This window comes from Aeromonas sp. sif2433, assembly GCF_019218705.1.
GTDB classification, from domain to species: domain Bacteria; phylum Pseudomonadota; class Gammaproteobacteria; order Enterobacterales; family Aeromonadaceae; genus Aeromonas; species Aeromonas encheleia.
The window spans coordinates 199,811-216,345 of record NZ_JAHUXD010000005.1; the positions used below are offsets into that span (position 1 = coordinate 199,811).

General features: G+C 61.1%; 17 protein-coding genes. 9 read left to right on the forward strand and 8 right to left on the reverse strand.

Annotated features, from left to right (window positions below; translation table 11 throughout):
- Window positions 1–21: 21 nt before the first annotated feature.
- The 5 genes from secF to queA form a co-directional block, all read right to left on the reverse strand.
- Window positions 22–969, reverse strand: coding sequence for a protein translocase subunit SecF (gene secF / locus KW825_RS09875; RefSeq protein ID WP_042652411.1), 948 nt, complete (start codon window positions 967–969; stop codon window positions 22–24).
- A 9-nt stretch (window positions 970–978) separates the two neighbouring features.
- A complete protein-coding gene (gene secD, locus KW825_RS09880; RefSeq protein ID WP_042652412.1) occupies window positions 979–2,832 on the reverse strand; it encodes a protein translocase subunit SecD in 1,854 nt (617 codons plus the stop codon).
- Window positions 2,833–2,850: 18 nt separating this feature from the next.
- Window positions 2,851–3,186, reverse strand: a complete 336-nt coding sequence (yajC, locus tag KW825_RS09885; protein ID WP_033129086.1) for a preprotein translocase subunit YajC — start codon at window positions 3,184–3,186, stop codon at window positions 2,851–2,853.
- A 51-nt stretch (window positions 3,187–3,237) separates the two neighbouring features.
- Window positions 3,238–4,374: a tRNA guanosine(34) transglycosylase Tgt gene (gene tgt, locus KW825_RS09890; RefSeq protein WP_218290915.1), complete on the reverse strand. Its 1,137-nt coding sequence runs from the start codon at window positions 4,372–4,374 to the stop codon at window positions 3,238–3,240.
- 72 nt (window positions 4,375–4,446) lie between these two features.
- A complete protein-coding gene (queA, locus tag KW825_RS09895) occupies window positions 4,447–5,499 on the reverse strand; it encodes a tRNA preQ1(34) S-adenosylmethionine ribosyltransferase-isomerase QueA (RefSeq protein WP_218329078.1) in 1,053 nt (350 codons plus the stop codon).
- A 211-nt stretch (window positions 5,500–5,710) separates the two neighbouring features.
- Between queA and KW825_RS09900 the strand changes: the two genes are divergently transcribed.
- From KW825_RS09900 to KW825_RS09915, 4 genes are all read left to right on the forward strand, one after another.
- On the forward strand, window positions 5,711–6,157 hold the full coding sequence (locus KW825_RS09900) for a CBS domain-containing protein (protein WP_218329079.1): 447 nt from the start codon (window positions 5,711–5,713) through the stop codon (window positions 6,155–6,157).
- A gap of 643 nt (window positions 6,158–6,800) precedes the next feature.
- Window positions 6,801–7,367 carry an alkyl hydroperoxide reductase subunit C gene (gene ahpC, locus KW825_RS09905; RefSeq protein WP_042652416.1) on the forward strand — a complete coding sequence of 189 codons (567 nt, stop codon included), beginning with the start codon at window positions 6,801–6,803 and terminating at the stop codon, window positions 7,365–7,367.
- A 141-nt stretch (window positions 7,368–7,508) separates the two neighbouring features.
- Window positions 7,509–9,095 (forward strand): alkyl hydroperoxide reductase subunit F, encoded by a 1,587-nt coding sequence (ahpF, locus tag KW825_RS09910; protein WP_218329080.1) that lies wholly within the window; start codon window positions 7,509–7,511, stop codon window positions 9,093–9,095.
- A 189-nt stretch (window positions 9,096–9,284) separates the two neighbouring features.
- Entirely contained in the window at window positions 9,285–9,530 is a 246-nt protein-coding gene (locus tag KW825_RS09915; RefSeq protein WP_042652418.1) for a hypothetical protein, read from the forward strand.
- Between the two features lie 146 nt (window positions 9,531–9,676).
- On the opposite strand, the gene KW825_RS09920 is transcribed toward KW825_RS09915, so the two are convergent.
- The gene (locus KW825_RS09920; protein ID WP_218329081.1) at window positions 9,677–11,236 is read right to left on the reverse strand and encodes a diguanylate cyclase; all 1,560 of its coding nucleotides are present in this window, start codon (window positions 11,234–11,236) and stop codon (window positions 9,677–9,679) included.
- A 362-nt stretch (window positions 11,237–11,598) separates the two neighbouring features.
- The gene (locus KW825_RS09925) at window positions 11,599–12,348 is read right to left on the reverse strand and encodes a class I SAM-dependent methyltransferase (RefSeq protein WP_218329082.1); all 750 of its coding nucleotides are present in this window, start codon (window positions 12,346–12,348) and stop codon (window positions 11,599–11,601) included.
- Window positions 12,349–12,519: 171 nt separating this feature from the next.
- On the opposite strand from KW825_RS09925, the gene KW825_RS09930 reads away from it, so the two are divergent.
- From KW825_RS09930 to KW825_RS09940, 3 genes are all read left to right on the forward strand, one after another.
- Window positions 12,520–12,726, forward strand: coding sequence for a hypothetical protein (locus tag KW825_RS09930; protein ID WP_218329083.1), 207 nt, complete (start codon window positions 12,520–12,522; stop codon window positions 12,724–12,726).
- Window positions 12,727–12,792: 66 nt separating this feature from the next.
- Window positions 12,793–13,497, forward strand: a complete 705-nt coding sequence (locus KW825_RS09935) for a dihydrofolate reductase family protein (RefSeq protein WP_218329084.1) — start codon at window positions 12,793–12,795, stop codon at window positions 13,495–13,497.
- A gap of 61 nt (window positions 13,498–13,558) precedes the next feature.
- Window positions 13,559–14,044, forward strand: coding sequence for a VOC family protein (locus KW825_RS09940; RefSeq protein ID WP_218329085.1), 486 nt, complete (start codon window positions 13,559–13,561; stop codon window positions 14,042–14,044).
- A 179-nt stretch (window positions 14,045–14,223) separates the two neighbouring features.
- On the opposite strand, the gene KW825_RS09945 is transcribed toward KW825_RS09940, so the two are convergent.
- Window positions 14,224–14,676: an Lrp/AsnC family transcriptional regulator gene (locus KW825_RS09945; protein ID WP_218329086.1), complete on the reverse strand. Its 453-nt coding sequence runs from the start codon at window positions 14,674–14,676 to the stop codon at window positions 14,224–14,226.
- A 327-nt stretch (window positions 14,677–15,003) separates the two neighbouring features.
- Between KW825_RS09945 and KW825_RS09950 the strand changes: the two genes are divergently transcribed.
- A complete protein-coding gene (locus KW825_RS09950; RefSeq protein ID WP_218329087.1) occupies window positions 15,004–15,621 on the forward strand; it encodes a LysE family translocator in 618 nt (205 codons plus the stop codon).
- Between the two features lie 35 nt (window positions 15,622–15,656).
- On the forward strand, window positions 15,657–16,499 hold the full coding sequence (gene panB / locus KW825_RS09955; protein WP_218329088.1) for a 3-methyl-2-oxobutanoate hydroxymethyltransferase: 843 nt from the start codon (window positions 15,657–15,659) through the stop codon (window positions 16,497–16,499).
- The last annotated feature ends 36 nt before the right edge of the window (window positions 16,500–16,535 follow it).

Below are 16,535 nucleotides of genomic sequence, written 5' to 3' on the forward strand. Positions count from 1 at the left end.
GCCTTGTGGCGCCCTTGTCGATTACGGCAGGATCTCTTGTTGATCCGCACCCTCTTTTTCCACCTGGGTCGGCAGCATGTGCTCCCGCTTGACCCCGAAGAACATGGCAGAGGCACTCGCCACATAGATGGAGGAGTAGGTCCCGAAGGCCACCCCGATCACCATGGCGATGGCAAAACCGTGGATCAGCGGACCGCCCTTGAGCAGCAGCGCCACCACCACCACGAAGGTCAACCCCGAGGTGATGATGGTCCGGCTCAGGGTCTCGGTCATGGAAAGATCCATGATCTCGGCGGTATCCCCCTTGCGCACCTTGCGGAAGTTCTCCCGCAGGCGGTCGAACACCACTATGGTGTCGTTCAGGGAGTAGCCCACCAGCGTCATCAGCGCCGCCAGCACGGTCAAGTCGAACTCGTACTGGAAGTAGGCGAAGATGCCGAGGGTGATGATGACGTCGTGCGCCAGGGAGAGGATGCCCCCCATGGCCAGACGCCATTCGAAGCGCACCGCCACGTAAGCCAGGATACAGAGGATGGAGGCCAGCATGGCCAAGGCACCGTCTGTCGCCAGCTCGTCACCCACCGAGGGGCCGACGAACTCGACGCGCTTGAGCACGGCGCCCTCATCGATCAGCTTGGCAGCCGCCAGCACCTCGTTGCCCTGCTGTTCCACCTTGACCCCCTCTTTCGGGGTCATGCGCACCAGCACGTCGCGGCTGGAGCCGAAGAATTGCAGGGTAGCCCCTTCAATCTTCTGCTGATCCAGTGCCTCGTGCATCTTGTCCAGGCTCACCGACTGCTGGAACCCCACCTCTATGGTGGTACCGCCGGTGAAGTCCAGCCCCCAGTTCAGACCGCGATCGAACAGGCAGAACAGGGCGAACATCGTCAGCAGGGCAGAGAACACCATTCCCGACTTGGCGAAGCGCATGAAGGGGATCGGCTTTTCAAAATGTAGAATCTGAAACATGTCTCTTCCTTAGATCGGCAGCTTGTCGATGCGCCGTCCACCCCAGGCCAGATTGATAATGGCGCGGGATACCGTGATGGCCGTAAACATGGAGGCGGTCAGACCGATGCCCAGCGTCAGGGCGAAGCCCTTGATGGCGCCGGTGCCGATACCGAACAGGATCACACAGGTGATGAGCGAGGTGACGTTGGAGTCGGCGATGGTCGAGAAGGCACGGTCGAAGCCCATGTGAATGGCTTGCTGCACCCCGCGGCCGTTGCGGATCTCTTCACGAATACGCTCGTAGATCAGCACGTTGGCATCCACCGCCATACCCAGCGTCAACACGATACCGGCGATACCCGGCAGGGTCATGGTGGCACCCGGGATCATCGACATGATGCCGACGATCAGCACCAGGTTCATGCTGAGGGCCAGGTTGGCCACCCAACCGAAGGCACGGTAGTAGATCCCCATGAACAACACGATCACCAGCATGGCCCAGCCGATGGCTTCCATCCCGCTGTCGATGTTCTGCTGACCCAGGCTCGGGCCTATGGTGCGCTCTTCCACGATCTGGATGGGCGCGATCAGGGCACCGGCACGCAGCAGCAGCGCCAGGTTGTGGGCTTCGTTGGCATTGTCGATCCCGGTGATGCGGAACTGGCTACCCAGTCGTGACTGTATGGTCGCGACGTTGATCACCTCTTCCTGCTTGCGGAACTTGCGCTTGCCATCCGGGCCAGGCTGACCCACCGGCTTGTACTCGATGAACACGGTCGCCATACCCTTACCAACGTTGTCCTTGGTAAAGTTGGCCATCTTGTTGCCACCCTGGCCATCGAGCTTGATGTTGACCTGGGGACGGCTGTATTCGTCGAAACCGGACTGGGCACCCACTATGTGGTCACCGGTCAGGATGATGCGCTTTTGCAGCACCACGGGACGGCCGTTGCGATCGTTGTACACCTTGGAGCTCGGCGGCACCCGGCCATCGGCGGCAGCCTGGATATCGGCGCTCTCATCGACCATGTGGAATTCCAGGGTCGCGGTCGCGCCCAGGATCTCCTTGGCACGGGCGGTGTCCTGGATACCGGGCAGCTCGACCACGATGCGCTCGGCACCCTGTTGCTGCACCAGCGGCTCGGCCACACCCAGCTCATTCACCCGGTTACGGATGATGGTGATGTTCTGCTCGAGGGCGTACTTCTTCACTTCCTTGATCTTGGCGTCACTCAAGCCGGCCAGCAGGATGAAGTCGTCACCCTTCTGCTCGGTGGTGAAGGTGAGATCCGGATTCTGGCGGCGCAGGAAAGAGGCGGCCTTGGCCTGATCTTCTTCCTCGCGGAACACCACCTGCACCTGATCGCCCACCCGGCGCACGCCGGAGTAACGGATCTTCTGGGTACGCAGCTCGGTGCGGAAATCCTGCACCATCTGCTCTTGCTGCTTGGTCAGCGCCTCGGCCATGTCCACTTCCATCAGGAAGTGCACACCACCGCGCAGGTCCAGACCCAGCTTGAGCGGCGCCGCACCTATGGCTTCGAGCCAGGCCGGCGTGGACGGAGCCAGGTTCAGGGCCGTGATAAAGTTGTCGCCCAGCTTGCCGGCGACGACATCGCGCGCCTTGAGCTGATCTTCGGTGTTGTTAAAACGGACCAGGATGAAGCCGTGTTCGAACGCCGCATGCTTGACCGGGATCTGAGCCGCCTCGAGCGTCTCCTTCACCAGATCCAGCGTCTCTAGTTTGACTTCGGCACCGCGGCTGGCAGATACCTGCAGGGCCGGGTCTTCGCCGTAAAGATTGGGGGCTGCATATAGAAAACCGATGGCGATCACGAAGACCACCATCAGGTATTTCCACAGCGGATAGCGATTTAACACGCTGTGCTCCTCGGGAGATTAAAGGGACTGGATAGAACCCTTGGGCAGAACGGCAGAGACGAAATCACGTTTGATGGTGACTTGAGTCTGATCGTTCAGGGCCAGCACCAGGTATTCGCTATCGGCGGAAACCTTGGCGATCTTGCCAACCAGACCGCCGGAGGTGAGCACTTCGTCACCCTTGGCCAGGGAGCTCATCAGATCACGATGAGTCTTGGCACGCTTGGCCTGGGGACGATAGATCATGAAGTAGAAGATAAGGCCGAACACGGCCAGCATGATGATCATTTCCATGCCACCACCCTGTGCACCCGGAACCGCGCCTTCTGCATATGCCTTGGAGATAATGCTCATTTAACAACCTCTTGTTTGATGTAGATTTGATAACTAGATTATAAATCGTTGTTATTTCACGTCATTTTCAGCTATCGGAGGCACAGGCTTCCCTTGCCGACGGTAAAACTCAGTTACAAAGTCGTCTAATTTACCCTGCTCGATCGCGTCCCGCAAACCCTGCATCACCCGCTGGTAATAACGCAGGTTATGGATGGTATTCAGACGAGCGCCGAGGATCTCGTTGCACTTGTCCAGATGGTACAGATAGCTGCGGGTGTAGTTCTTGCAGGTGTAGCAATCGCAGTCCGCGTCCAGGGTGCTGGTGTCTTCGCGATACTTGGCGTTGCGGATCTTGACCACCCCATCGGTGGTGAACAGATGGCCGTTGCGGGCATTGCGGGTCGGCATCACGCAGTCGAACATGTCGACGCCGCGGCGCACCCCTTCCACCAGATCCTCCGGCTTGCCCACGCCCATCAGATAGCGTGGCTTGTCGGCCGGGATCTTCGGGCAGACGTGCTCGAGGATCCGATGCATGTCTTCCTTGGGCTCACCCACGGCGAGGCCACCGACCGCGTAGCCATCGAAGCCGATCTCCAGCAGCCCGTTCAGCGACACATCCCGCAACTCTTCATACACGGAACCCTGGATGATGCCGAACAGGGCGTTCTTGTTGCCCAAAGCATCAAACTTGTCGCGGGAGCGCTTGCCCCAGCGCAGGGACATCTCCATGGACTTGCGCGCCTCTTCGTAGGTCGCCGGATAGGGAGTGCACTCGTCGAAGATCATCACGATGTCGGAGCCCAGATCGTACTGGATCTCCATGGATTTCTCGGGGTCGAGGAAGATCTTCTCACCGTTGATAGGGTGACGGAAATGCACGCCAGCCTCGGTGATCTTGCGGATGTGACCCAGGCTGAACACCTGGAAACCACCGGAGTCGGTCAGGATCGGGCCCTGCCAGTTCATGAAGTCATGCAGATCACCGTGGGCGCGCATCACCGCCTGCCCCGGCCGCAGCCAGAGGTGGAAGGTGTTGCCGAGCAGGATCTGGGCGCCGGTCTCGCGCACCTCTTCCGGGGTCATCCCCTTGACGGTGCCGTAGGTGCCGACCGGCATGAAGGCCGGGGTCTGCACCACGCCGCGTTCGAATACCAGCTGACCGCGACGGGCGCGGCCGTCGGTGGTTTTCAGTTCAAATTTCATTGCTACCTCGATTCAGTCAGAGAAACAGTCTGACAGCAGAGGACCCGATGGGCCCGGTATAAAGGGCGAGGCTTATGCCTGCGCCCGGCGACGGGTGACGAACATGGCGTCCCCGTAGCTGAAGAAACGGTACTGCTCGGCCACGGCCGCCTGATAGGCCGCCATCACATGGTCATAGCCGGCGAAGGCGCTGACCAGCATGATCAGGGTCGACTCCGGCAGGTGGAAGTTGGTGACCATGGCATCGACGATCTGGAACTCATAGCCCGGGAAGATGAAGATGTCGGTGTCGCTGAAGAAGGGCGCCAGCGGCTTGCCCTGGGCCAGGCTCACCTTGGCCGCGCTCTCCAGAGAGCGCACCGAGGTGGTGCCCACCGCAATCACGCGGCCACCACGAGCCCGGGTCGCGTTGATGGCATCCACCACCTCCTGTGGCACTTCGGCATACTCCGAGTGCATGTGGTGATCTTCGATCCTGTCCACCCGCACCGGCTGGAAGGTCCCCGCCCCTACATGCAGGGTGACGAAGGCCGTCTCAACCCCCTTGGCGCGGATCTTTGCCAGCAGGGGTTCATCGAAGTGCAGCCCCGCGGTCGGCGCCGCCACGGCGCCCGGCTTCTGGTTGTAGACGGTCTGGTAGCGCTCCTTGTCGGCATCCTCGTCGGGCCTGTCGATATAGGGCGGCAGCGGCATGTGGCCGATGGCCTCCAGGATCTCCAGCACCGGACGCGGGTCCAGGAAGTGGATCTCGAACAGGGCGTCGTGGCGGGCGCGCATCTCGGCCTCGACCCCACCATCAAGAATGAGGCGGGTGCCGGGCTTGGGCGACTTGGAGGAACGCACGTGAGCCAGCACGCTGTGCTCGTCCAGGATGCGCTCCACCAGCACCTCCAGCTTGCCGCCGCTGGCCTTCTGGCCAAACATGCGCGCCGGGATGACCCTGGTGTTGTTGAACACCAGCAGATCGCCGGGGTTGAGCCGGTCCAGCACATCCACAAATTGACCATGGCGCAGGGCGCCGCTTTGACCATCGAGCTGCAACAGACGACTGGCGGTACGTTCCGTCATGGGATAGCGGGCAATCAGCTCGTCTGGCAGATCAAAATGAAAATCGGATACTTGCATCTTTCACCTCGGGGGAATCGGCGGCTAGTCTAGTTATCCCCTTCCAGCAAGGCAACCCAAAAGACCAAAAACCCAAGAGAGACAAGGGATAGCGCTCGTTTTTGTGACACCTTGCCGGTTAATGATTCTTTAATGATCTGTATTGACCCTGATCATGTTTTGGCGCCAGCGGCTGGACTATGGTGAAACCAGAGACACAAGGAGGCCCACCATGATGACCCTGTCCGAAATCATGACCGAACATCCCTTCACCCTGGGGCCACAGAACAGCGTCAAACAGGCGATGGATCTGATGCAGCAGGAGCGGATCCGCCACATCCCCATCGTCGACGAACACCATCACCTGCTGGGCCTGGTCACCCTCTCCGACATCCTGGCCACTCGCGAATCCAAGCTGCTGCTGATCAACCCGGAGCGGGAAGCCGAGTTCACCGACAGCGTCCAGCTCGACGAGATCATGACCCGTCAGGTGGCGAGCGTGGATCCCCACGCCGGCATCAAGGAGGCCGCTCTCTACCTGCAGCGCCACAAATATGGCTGCCTGCCGGTCATCCGGGGCAACAAACTGGTGGGCATAGTCACCGAATCGGATTTCATCGCCGTCGCCATCAACCTGCTGGAGCTGATGGAGGAGCAGGAGCCACCTGTGGACTTCTGATCGCCCAATCCTGTAATTAAATTACAATAAAAGCGTTTTCAGCGGAAAAAATCAGCCATTAATCTGAAAGTCTTTCATTTTGATTGAAAAATTACACCACAAACTTGATTTGTGATCGCCGTCACACTATGATGCCCGTCATGCAATTATTGCCGAAGGGGAGATAAGGGATTGTGCACCCGGGTCTTCTCTTCATATGTCTGCAAGTTTGCACACCCCGTAGTAAGTCTTTGCTGTAAAGCATTTGTTATATCGCCATTCCTTGTTTGATGACCCGGCCCTATCCTCGCGATAGCGCCGGGATTTTTTTGTCCGCCTCTCCCTGCCCCTCTTTCGCGCCACAGGCCGATTGCCGCCCTAGCTTCCTCACATTTCATAAAACAAGATCCCATCCGGGCCTTGAAAATGTGAGCTACAGGACAGAAATTGAACTTCGCCAATGAGTTATCTTCGAAGGCCTGAGATATTCATGTTAGGTACAGTTGCGATGGGCTATCTAATAAGTAGATTTAAGTGATTCAAAATTGTGGCTTTAACCGATTAGCGAAAGGCCCTATGATGACCCCATCGAAAGTTAAGCGCCTCGTCTGGCAAGACTCTTCACTACCGGACGGGCATATGTACATCACCAAGGAGCAAATACATGTCTACCTATATCAACACTGAAATCAAGCCGTTCAACGCTACCGCCTACCACAATGGCAAATTCGTTCAGGTGTCTGACGCAGACCTGAAAGGCAAGTGGTCCGTGGTGTTCTTCTACCCGGCTGACTTCACCTTCGTTTGCCCGACCGAGCTGGGCGACCTGGCAGACAACTACGCCGCATTCAAGAAGCTGGGCGTCGAGATCTACGCCGTCTCTACCGACACCCACTTCACTCACAAGGCCTGGCACGACACTTCTGACACCATCAAGAAGATCCAGTATCCGATGATCGGTGACCCGACCGGCGCCATCACCCGCAACTTCGGCGTGATGATCGAAGAGGCTGGCCTGGCTGACCGTGGTACCTTCGTGATCGACCCGCAGGGCGTTATCCAGATCGTTGAAATCAACGCCGGCGGTATCGGCCGTGACGCTCTGGAACTGCTGCGCAAGGTCAAAGCTGCCCAGTACGTTGCCGCTCACCCGGGTGAAGTGTGCCCGGCCAAGTGGCAAGAAGGCGATGCCACCCTGGCCCCGTCCCTGGATCTGGTAGGCAAAATCTAAGCCTCCTGCTCTCCAAGACCGGCCCATCCAAGGGCCGGTCTGCTTTCTGGCTCAGTGCTTTCTGTATTCACTGTTTTTTGCATCCAGTGCTTCTGTATCCAGTAATAGTGCCGACCCGCCATAACAAGAAGGAATTCGAAGATGTTAGATACCAACCTCAAACAGCAGCTCAACGGTTACTTGCAGTACATCGTCAATCCCATCGAGATCAGCGTGTCCGGCAATGACAGCGACAAGTCCGCGGAGCTGCTGGCCCTGGCCACAGAAATCAGCGACATGTCCCCCAAGATTTCCATGACCGATGGCACTGCCGCTCGCAAGCCTTCCATGAGCATCGCACCGAAGGGCCAGGCCCCGCGTGTTCATTTTGCCGGCATCCCCATGGGTCATGAATTCACCTCCCTGGTGCTCGCCCTGCTGCAAAGCGGCGGCCACCCCTCCAAGGCCGATCCGGCCGTGCTGGAGCAGGTCAAGAACCTAAAGGGTGAGTTCCACTTCGAGACCTATATCTCCCTCTCCTGCCACAACTGCCCGGACGTGGTGCAGGCCCTGAACCTGATGGCCACCCTGAACCCCGGCATCACCCACACCATGATCGACGGTGCCCTGTTCCAGGATGAGGTGAATGAGCGTCAGATCATGGCGGTGCCGAACGTCTACCTGAACGGTCAGCCGTTCAGCCAGGGCCGCATCTCGCTGGAAGAGATCGTCGCCAAGCTCGACACCGGCGCAAGCGAACGCAAAGCCGCCGAGCTGAGCGAGAAAGCCCCCTACGACGTACTGGTCGTCGGGGGTGGCCCGGCTGGTGCCGCTGCCGCCATTTATGCCGCCCGTAAAGGGATCCGTACCGCCATCGTCGCCGAGCGTTTCGGTGGTCAGGTGATGGACACTGTCGGCATCGAGAACTTCATCTCCGTGCCCTACACCGAAGGCCCCAAGCTGGCCGCCAGCCTGGAGCAGCACGTCAAGCAGTACGGCGTGGAAGTGATCACCGAGCAGCGCGCCGCCGCCATCAGCAAGGATGGCTACGTGAACGTGGCGCTCGCCTCCGGTGCCACCCTCAAGAGCCGCGCCGTGATCCTGGCCACCGGTGCCCGCTGGCGCGACCTTAACGTGCCGGGCGAAGTTGAATACCGCACCAAGGGCGTGGCCTACTGCCCGCACTGCGACGGTCCCTTCTTCAAGGGCAAGCGGGTGGCGGTGATCGGTGGTGGTAACTCCGGCATCGAGGCCGCCATCGACTTGGCCGGCATCGTCGAGCACGTCACCGTCGTGGAATTCGCCGACACCCTGCGCGCCGACGAGGTACTGCAGAAGAAGGCGCGCTCCATGGGCAACATCGACATCATCATGAGCGCCCGCACCACCGAAGTGATAGGTGACGGCAGCAAGGTGGTCGGCATGGATTACGAAGACCGCACCACGGGTGAGATCAAGCACCTGGCGGTAGCCGGTATCTTCGTGCAGATCGGCCTGGTGCCGAACACCGAGTTCCTCAAGGGGGGCGAAGTAGCACTGACCCGCTTCGGCGAGATCGAGATCGACACCAAGGGCGCGACCTCACTGCCCGGTGTCTACGCCGCCGGTGACGCCACTACGGTGCCGTTCAAGCAGATCATCATCTCCATGGGTGCCGGTGCCACCGCCGCGCTGGGGGCGTTCGATTACCTCATCCGTAATGCGGCGCCGGAAGCCGCCGCCGTCAAGGCCGATGCCGTGACCGCATGATAGGCGCATCGCCAATAAAAAAGCCGACTCCCTGGAGTCGGCTTTTTTTATCTCCCTTGCAGGCCCGGCATGAGAGAGATAGTGCCTCCCTGACCAGACGGCTTGCTAGCCCTGGCCTCCCCGCCCCAATCGATAACCCCAGCATAGACGGGCTATCCTTAATGGGGTCCCATCACGGAGGTAGTCAAAATGAGGCTCATGTTGTTGTTGGCAGGCCTGCTCTTCGCCGGCACTGCCTTCGCGTTTCACTGTCCCATGGACATGAAGAGGATTGACGATGCCCTGGCCGCGGGCCCTCCCATCAGTGCCGAGCGGCTGGCCGAGGTGAAGCAGCTGAGGGCCGAGGGCGAGACCCTGCACAAGGAGGGCAAGCATCAGGAGTCCATCGATACCCTGGCCAAGGCCATGACCCTGCTTGGCATCGACAAGACCTGATCCCGCCTGCACGTCCTGGCGACGAGAGGCATCATCCGGCCGGTGATGCCCAACGCAGAGGCGATACAAACAACAAGGCCCTCGCCATGGCGAGGGCCTTGTCATGCGGGAGCCGTGTCACGCTCATCGAGCGAACGCTATGCCGCTTACTCTCCCTCGATGCGATAGATGCGGTTCTTGCCGGCCCGTTTGGCCTGATACATGGCATTGTCGACCATGGCCAGCAGCTCCTCGGGGGTGCGGCCATTACTGCTGCCGATGCCGGCACTGAAGGTGACCAGCATCCCCTTCTCCCGCCACTTCAGCTCGCTGACACGGCAACGCCACTGCTCCATCAGCGCCTCGGCCTCCGCCAGCGTGCCGTGTTCGAAGAGGGCGACCAGCTCCTCGCCGCCGTAACGGCACAGGGAGGCACTCTCACCCAGCAGCTCCTGACCCAGCTCGACGCTGCGACAAAGCGCCGCATCTCCGCCGGTATGGCCATAGACATCGTTGATCTGTTTGAAGTTATCCAGATCGACCAGGGCCAGCACGAAGGGGCTTCCCTCCTCATGCAGCTGACGAAGGCGCCCATCCAGGAAGCGTCGATTGTAGATGCCGGTCAGGGCGTCCCTGTGTGCCATGTCAAACGACTCTTGCAGGTGATCAGACACCTGATTCAGCGCCTGATCCAGCAGCGCCATCTCCGGAAACACCGGCAGGACGCTCGATGAGGGGCCCCCCATAGCGCCGGCACCGAGTTGGCGGATCCGGTTGACCAGGCTGTCGATGAGCACCAGCAACCGCAGGCGGAAGAAGGCCGACATGGTGATGAAGAGCGCGCAGGCGACGACCAGCAGCCCCAGGGCGAGGCTGCCCCCCAGCACGGCCACCGAGTCTCGCCTTGGCTGGACGGTGATGGCCAGCCAATGTTCACGCTTGGGTAGCGTCCCATAGGCCACATACTCGTTGCTCTGCTCCGAGTAGAAGGAGCCGGATTGCGAGGTCAGGCGCGCCAGCCAGGGGGCCTGCAATATCTGGCCGTTGTAGGCCGACTGCGAGCTCACCAGGATCTGGTTGGTGCGGCGATCGATCACCATGTGGCTCAAGGCGTTGTCCCCGTACAGCATGTCTCTGAGCATCTGTGACCATTCCGCGACGTTCACATCGGTGCCGATGACACGGGCCCCCTCCTGCTGGCCATCCGTCAGCCGATGGGCGAGGGTCAGGATATAGTCGCCGGTTAAGATGTCCTGATAGGCCGGCGTCCAGTAAAACGTCCGGGCCGCCAGCGCCCCCTTGAACCAGGCGCGGGAGTTCACATTGACCCTGGCGTTCACCCAGGCCTGATCCGCCTCCTCGCTGCCGGAGAAGAAGCGTCCGGTCGAGTCGGCATAGAAGATCAGCGTGATCAGGGAGTCGAGGGCGGCCTTGTTACCCCAGAGTTCGCGGTATTCCTGCCGGGCCCGGGTCGACGAGATCACCGGGTTCAGTTTGTCCGCGGTAACCTCGACGGCCATCAGCTGCTCGATGTGATCGAGCATTCTCGCCTCGGCGACCACGGCCATGCTGTTGAGACTGACCAGCTTCTGCTCAACGACCACCCCATGGTTGTAGACCGAGAGGGCAAACATGCCACCGATCCCGAGCAGCATCGGCAAGGCCAACAGCCAGAGATAGCCCGTGATAAAGGCAAAATTTTTCTTCGTGCGTTTGAAAATCAACATACCTGGGGTCCTGCTCATCACCTCGTGGTGCAACCTGCATGCGGCATGGCCCCATCGGAGGGCGCACAGTATGCCGCCATCACTTTAGGGGTAGTGAATCATTTTCCCGACCTCATTCAACTGTGATTCAGGCAACTTTTTCATCAAAATGGGGTTTCGTTAAGTGGAACAGAGAGATAGGAGATATTTTCTGGGCAAAAAAAAACCAGTGGGCAAGCCCGCCGGTTTCGCCCGCCGCGAGGAGGGCTCCTGGAACAAGGGGACAAACGGGGCACTTCGTCGGCAGACAGCGCCATCGGCAGGGGGCTTTCGTGAACATCACCCTGCCCGTGTCTCCCCCTGGTGTCCCCCATCGCCCGGGGCTAGACCCGGCCGCTGTAGACCAGGGTGCAATAGTTGAAGGCTATCTGGCCATCGACGGCGCAGCGGGCAAACTCGCGGCGGATCAGCGCCGTCAGCCCCTCATAGGCCGGCGTGCCCATGGCGGGCGCATAGGAGGAGGAGTTGAGCCGCCCCAGTACCCCATCGAGGTCGAACAGCTGGCGGTTCTCGAAGCGATCGAGCCGATAGTCCCCCTCGAAGAAGGCGCGAAAATCGGCCTCGCCGAGATTGCGATGGTTCACCTCCTCATAATCCCCGGAATAGGTGCGCAGCCCCGCCTCATAGGCCTCGAGGAAGGGGGTATTGGTCAGCCTGTCGTTCCAGATCAGCGCAACCCGGCCACCGGGCCTGAGCAGCCGACGGCATTCGGCCTTGAAGGCGGCGCGGTCGAACCAGTGGAAGGCCTGGGCGACGGTGACGAGATCCACGGCGCCCGCTGGCAAGCCGGTCGCCTCCGCACTGCCACTGTGCCAGCTGAGGTTGCCGGCCCCCGCCAACAGCCGCTCGGCGGCGCTGCGCATCTCGGCATTGGGCTCCACCGCCCACAGCTGACCCACCCTGGGCGCCAGCAGCGCCGTCAGTATGCCGGTGCCCGCCCCTATGTCTGCGACCACAGCCGCGGGCCCCATGCCGAGCTCCTGCGCCAGAAAATCCAGCATGGCCGCCGGGTAGCCGGGGCGATACTTCACATAGGCCTCGACCCGGGCCGAGAATCGCTGGGTACTGTCCATTGCTCACTCCTCTCTGGTTATCTCTGCGCCAACCCTGCACCACGCCGCCCACTGGCAATGATTCGGGTATGGGCGCGCGTCGCCCTCCCCTGGTGGCCAGATTCACTATGCCACTACACTCAACACAGCACGAGCACATCAGGTCGGCTATCCAGCACCGCAGGAGTCCCAATGTCGAGATCCCGCTATCTACGCCCCCTCATCGCGGCCCTGCTGAGCGGATGCGGCGCCGAGGTGGTTGGCACCGCCGTGATCAACGGCAAACTGCAGGCAGAGCAGGCGGAACAAGCCAAGGCGCAGGCGGAGCAGCTCAAACTGCAGCTCGATGAGGCCATGCGAGCCACCCAGGCTGCCGCTTCCGCGGCCAACGCCCAGTAAACGCACCGCCCCGTACCGGCCTAGCTCACCCCTTTACCCGACTCGCATCACCACAGGAGGATTGCCATGAGAAGAGTCATCGTCTCTGCCTTTGTGTCCCTCGACGGCATCATGCAAGCCCCCGGCGGACCAGAAGAGGACCCCACCGGCGGCTTTGCCCTTGGCGGCTGGATGTTCAACTATGCGGACGACAGCATGGACATCTCGGCAGCGGGTTTCGACGGCAAGGATCGCGAGCTGCTGCTCGGGCGCAGGACCTATCAGATCTTCGAGGCCTACTGGCCTTATCAGCCCCATGATCACCCCATCGCCAAGACGCTCAACGCCGCGAAGAAACACGTCGCCTCGCGCACCCTGACGCGGCTCCAGTGGCACAACTCGAGCCTGCTTGAGGGCGATGTCGTCGCGGCCGTCATCGCCCTCAAGGGCCAGCCTGGCCCCGATCTGCAGGTGATTGGCAGCGGCAACCTGATCCAGACGCTCCAGGCCGCGACCCTGGACCCGTCACTGGGTGCGCCGCTGGGTATGCCACTAATAGACGAGTACCACCTCTGGACCTTTCCGGTGGTGCTTGGCCGGGGCAAGCGCCTGTTCGGCGAGGCGGCCAGGCCATCGGCGCTGCGGCTAGTGCGCTCCCGGGTGTCGGACTCAGGCGTGCTGATGAGCACCTATGTGCCGGACGGCGATATCCAGCCCGGCACCTTCCCCGGCAGCGCACCGAGCGAGCTGGAGTTGGCCAGGCGCCAACGGATGGCCAATGATAAATGGTGACGAAAAAGGACCCGCCTCCCTTGTGGCGGCGCAGGACGGCCTATCAGGATGGAGAAATGACATGAATACCCCCGCAAAGAACACCATTTGCCTCTGGTATGACGGCGACGCAGAGGAGGCGGCGCAGTTCTACGCCAGCACCTTTCCCGACTCCTCCGTCGGTGCCGTCTACCATGCGCCTTGCGACTTTCCGTCTGGCAAGCAAGGGGATGTGCTGACGGTCGAGTTCAGGGTGATGGGGATCCCCTGCCTCGGGCTCAATGGCGGACCCGGGGTCAGGCACAACTGGGCGTTCTCGTTTCAGGTCGCCACCCAGACCCAAGCCGAAACGGATCGCTACTGGCACGGGATCATCGATAACGGTGGCCAGGAGAGCGAGTGCGGCTGGTGTCAGGACAAGTGGGGCATCTCCTGGCAGATCACCCCGGTCGCCCTGCTGCAGGCGATCACCGATCCCGATCCCGCCGCCGCCAGACGCGCGTTCGAGGCGATGATGCAGATGAGAAAGATCGATATCGCGACCATAGAGGCGGCGCGCCGCGGCTGAGACGGCCATCCTCCTCGACGCCCCGCCCGTTGCCCGGGAGCGAACACCACACAATCTTGCAATGCAGAGCCCCCGCCAACTGACGGGGGCTTGTTACTGGTGCTCGTCCGGGCGATAGACCCTGCATAAGCTCGCACCTAGGCGCATCACCGTCATGGCCCCTATGACGACCCTTCCCTTCATAACGGCAGCGACCTGTCTTGTACCACGCTCTTCATGACGAGGGTCGAGGTGAGGCGCTGGACACTGGGCAACGCCGACAACCCTTCATCATACAAGTGCTGGAAGGCGGGAAGATCCCGGGTAATGACATGCAGGAGGTAATCGGGATCACCGAACAGCCGCTGCGCCTGGATGACCTGAGGGATCTCCATGAGCGCCTGCTCGAACGCGGCAACGGCCTGACGATCCCCCTCTCGCAGAGTCACAAACACGATGGCGGAGAAATTCAGGCCGAGGTTGGCGGGATCGAGCTGCGCGCGATAGCCCCTGATCACGCCCGCCTCTTCGAGCGCACGCACCCGCCGGTGACAGGGCGAGACGCTGAGCCCGATCCGTTCGGCCAGCTCGGTGACGGAGAGACACCCGTCTGATTGGAGCTCGGCAAGGATCCTGCGATCAACATCGTCCATGTGGAAGATATTCCCTATATATCAATTTTTGACGCAAATATTAGGCAGCACATTCTAATCATCCAAGGATATTCTTTTCAATCTTCAGGTGAGGATGGCAGTTTTGACCTAACCCACATGACCGACGTAGGAGAAGCAGAAGATGAAAAGAAAGCGACTCGGCGGCGCCGCTATTGCCATGACGGGGATGCGGCGCTCATGTCTACCCAGGCGGACCATGCAAGACCAGGCCGGCAGTCCACCGACTGAGCCGACCATGGCCAACGGCCTCCTAATGGGCGACGGCCACCGGGCACCGGCGTCCGCTTTAGCGGGGAGGAGCTCCTCATGACGCTGGCGCTCGTTGCCGCCTTCTGGGCTGTTTCCATCCTGTTTGTGATCACGCCCGGGGTAGATTGGGCCTATGCGATCTCGGCCGGCATGCGCGGCCGGGTCGTGCTCCCCGCCGTGGCAGGATTGCTGCTCGGGCACCTGATGGCCATCCTGATCGTGGCCGCCGGGGTGGGCGCCCTGGTGGCAGGCCACCCGGTCGCACTCACCCTGCTCACCCTCATAGGGGCGGCCTACCTGCTCTGGCTTGGCATCCAGCTGCTCATGCATCCCGCCACACCGGATGCCGGCAAGGAGCTGGGCCCGGGGGCATGGCACCACTGGACCCTCAAGGGCATCTGCGTGAGTGGCCTCAACCCCAAGGTCTTCCTGCTGTTTCTGGCCCTGCTGCCCCAGTTCACCGATCCAACCGCCCCCTGGTCGGTGCAGACGCAGATCATCGCGCTGGGGCTGGTGCATGTCGTCAGCTGCGGCCTCGTCTACCTGCTGGTGGGCTATGGCGCCCAGACCATACTGACGACCCGTCCCCGCGCGGCCCGCAGGGTGAGCCAGCTCTCCGGTGCGGCTATGATCGCCATTGCCGCGCTCCTGTTCGTCGATCAGGTCATCGCCTGAATGTCCTTCCAACCCAGTGAGAACCCGCATCATGAATGAACAAGCCTCCCCATACGGTCAAGACACCCCCACCCGCCATGGCCGTCTCCCGCATCCGGATCCCGCATCTTCAGCAGATGAAGGTGCAGGGCCAGAAGTGGGCCATGCTGACCGCCTACGACATGTATACCGCCGCCATTTTTGAGGAGGCGGGGATCCCGGTGTTGCTGGTGGGGGACTCCGCCTCCAACAACGTCTACGGCAATGAGACCTCGCTCCCGGTCACGGTGGACGAGCTGATCCCGCTGGTGCGGGCCGTGACCCGCTCAACCCGTCGACCCCTGGTGATCGCGGATCTGCCCTTTGGCTCCTATCAGGGCTCGGCCGAGCAGTGCTTTCACACGGCGGTGCGCTTCATGAAGGAGGCCGGCGCCCATGCCGTGAAGCTCGAAGGCGACAAGCAGATGCTGCCCCAGGTGGAAAAACTGGTGAGCGCAGGGATCCCCGTCATGGCCCACATCGGCTTCACCCCGCAAGCTGAGCATCAGCTCGGTGGCTACCGGGTCCAGGGACGAGGCGAGGATGCCCAGCGACTGATAGATACCGCCCTCGCCTTCGAAGCCGCCGGTGCCTTTGCCCTGCTCATCGAGATGGTGCCGGCCGAGGTTGCCGAGAAAATCACGGCAGCGGTCGCCATCCCCACGGTGGGCATAGGCGCCGGTGTCCACTGCGATGCCCAGGTGCTGGTCTGGCAAGACATGGCGGGATTGCGAACCGGACGCCTGCCACGCTTCGTCAAGCAGTACGCCGACATGCGCACCCTGCTGCACCGGGCGGCATGTGACTACGCCGCCGATGTCGAAACCGGCTCCTTCCCTGGCCCCGAACACAGCTTCTGACGCAAAAAACCGGCTGAAAACCACTTGTCACCGAGA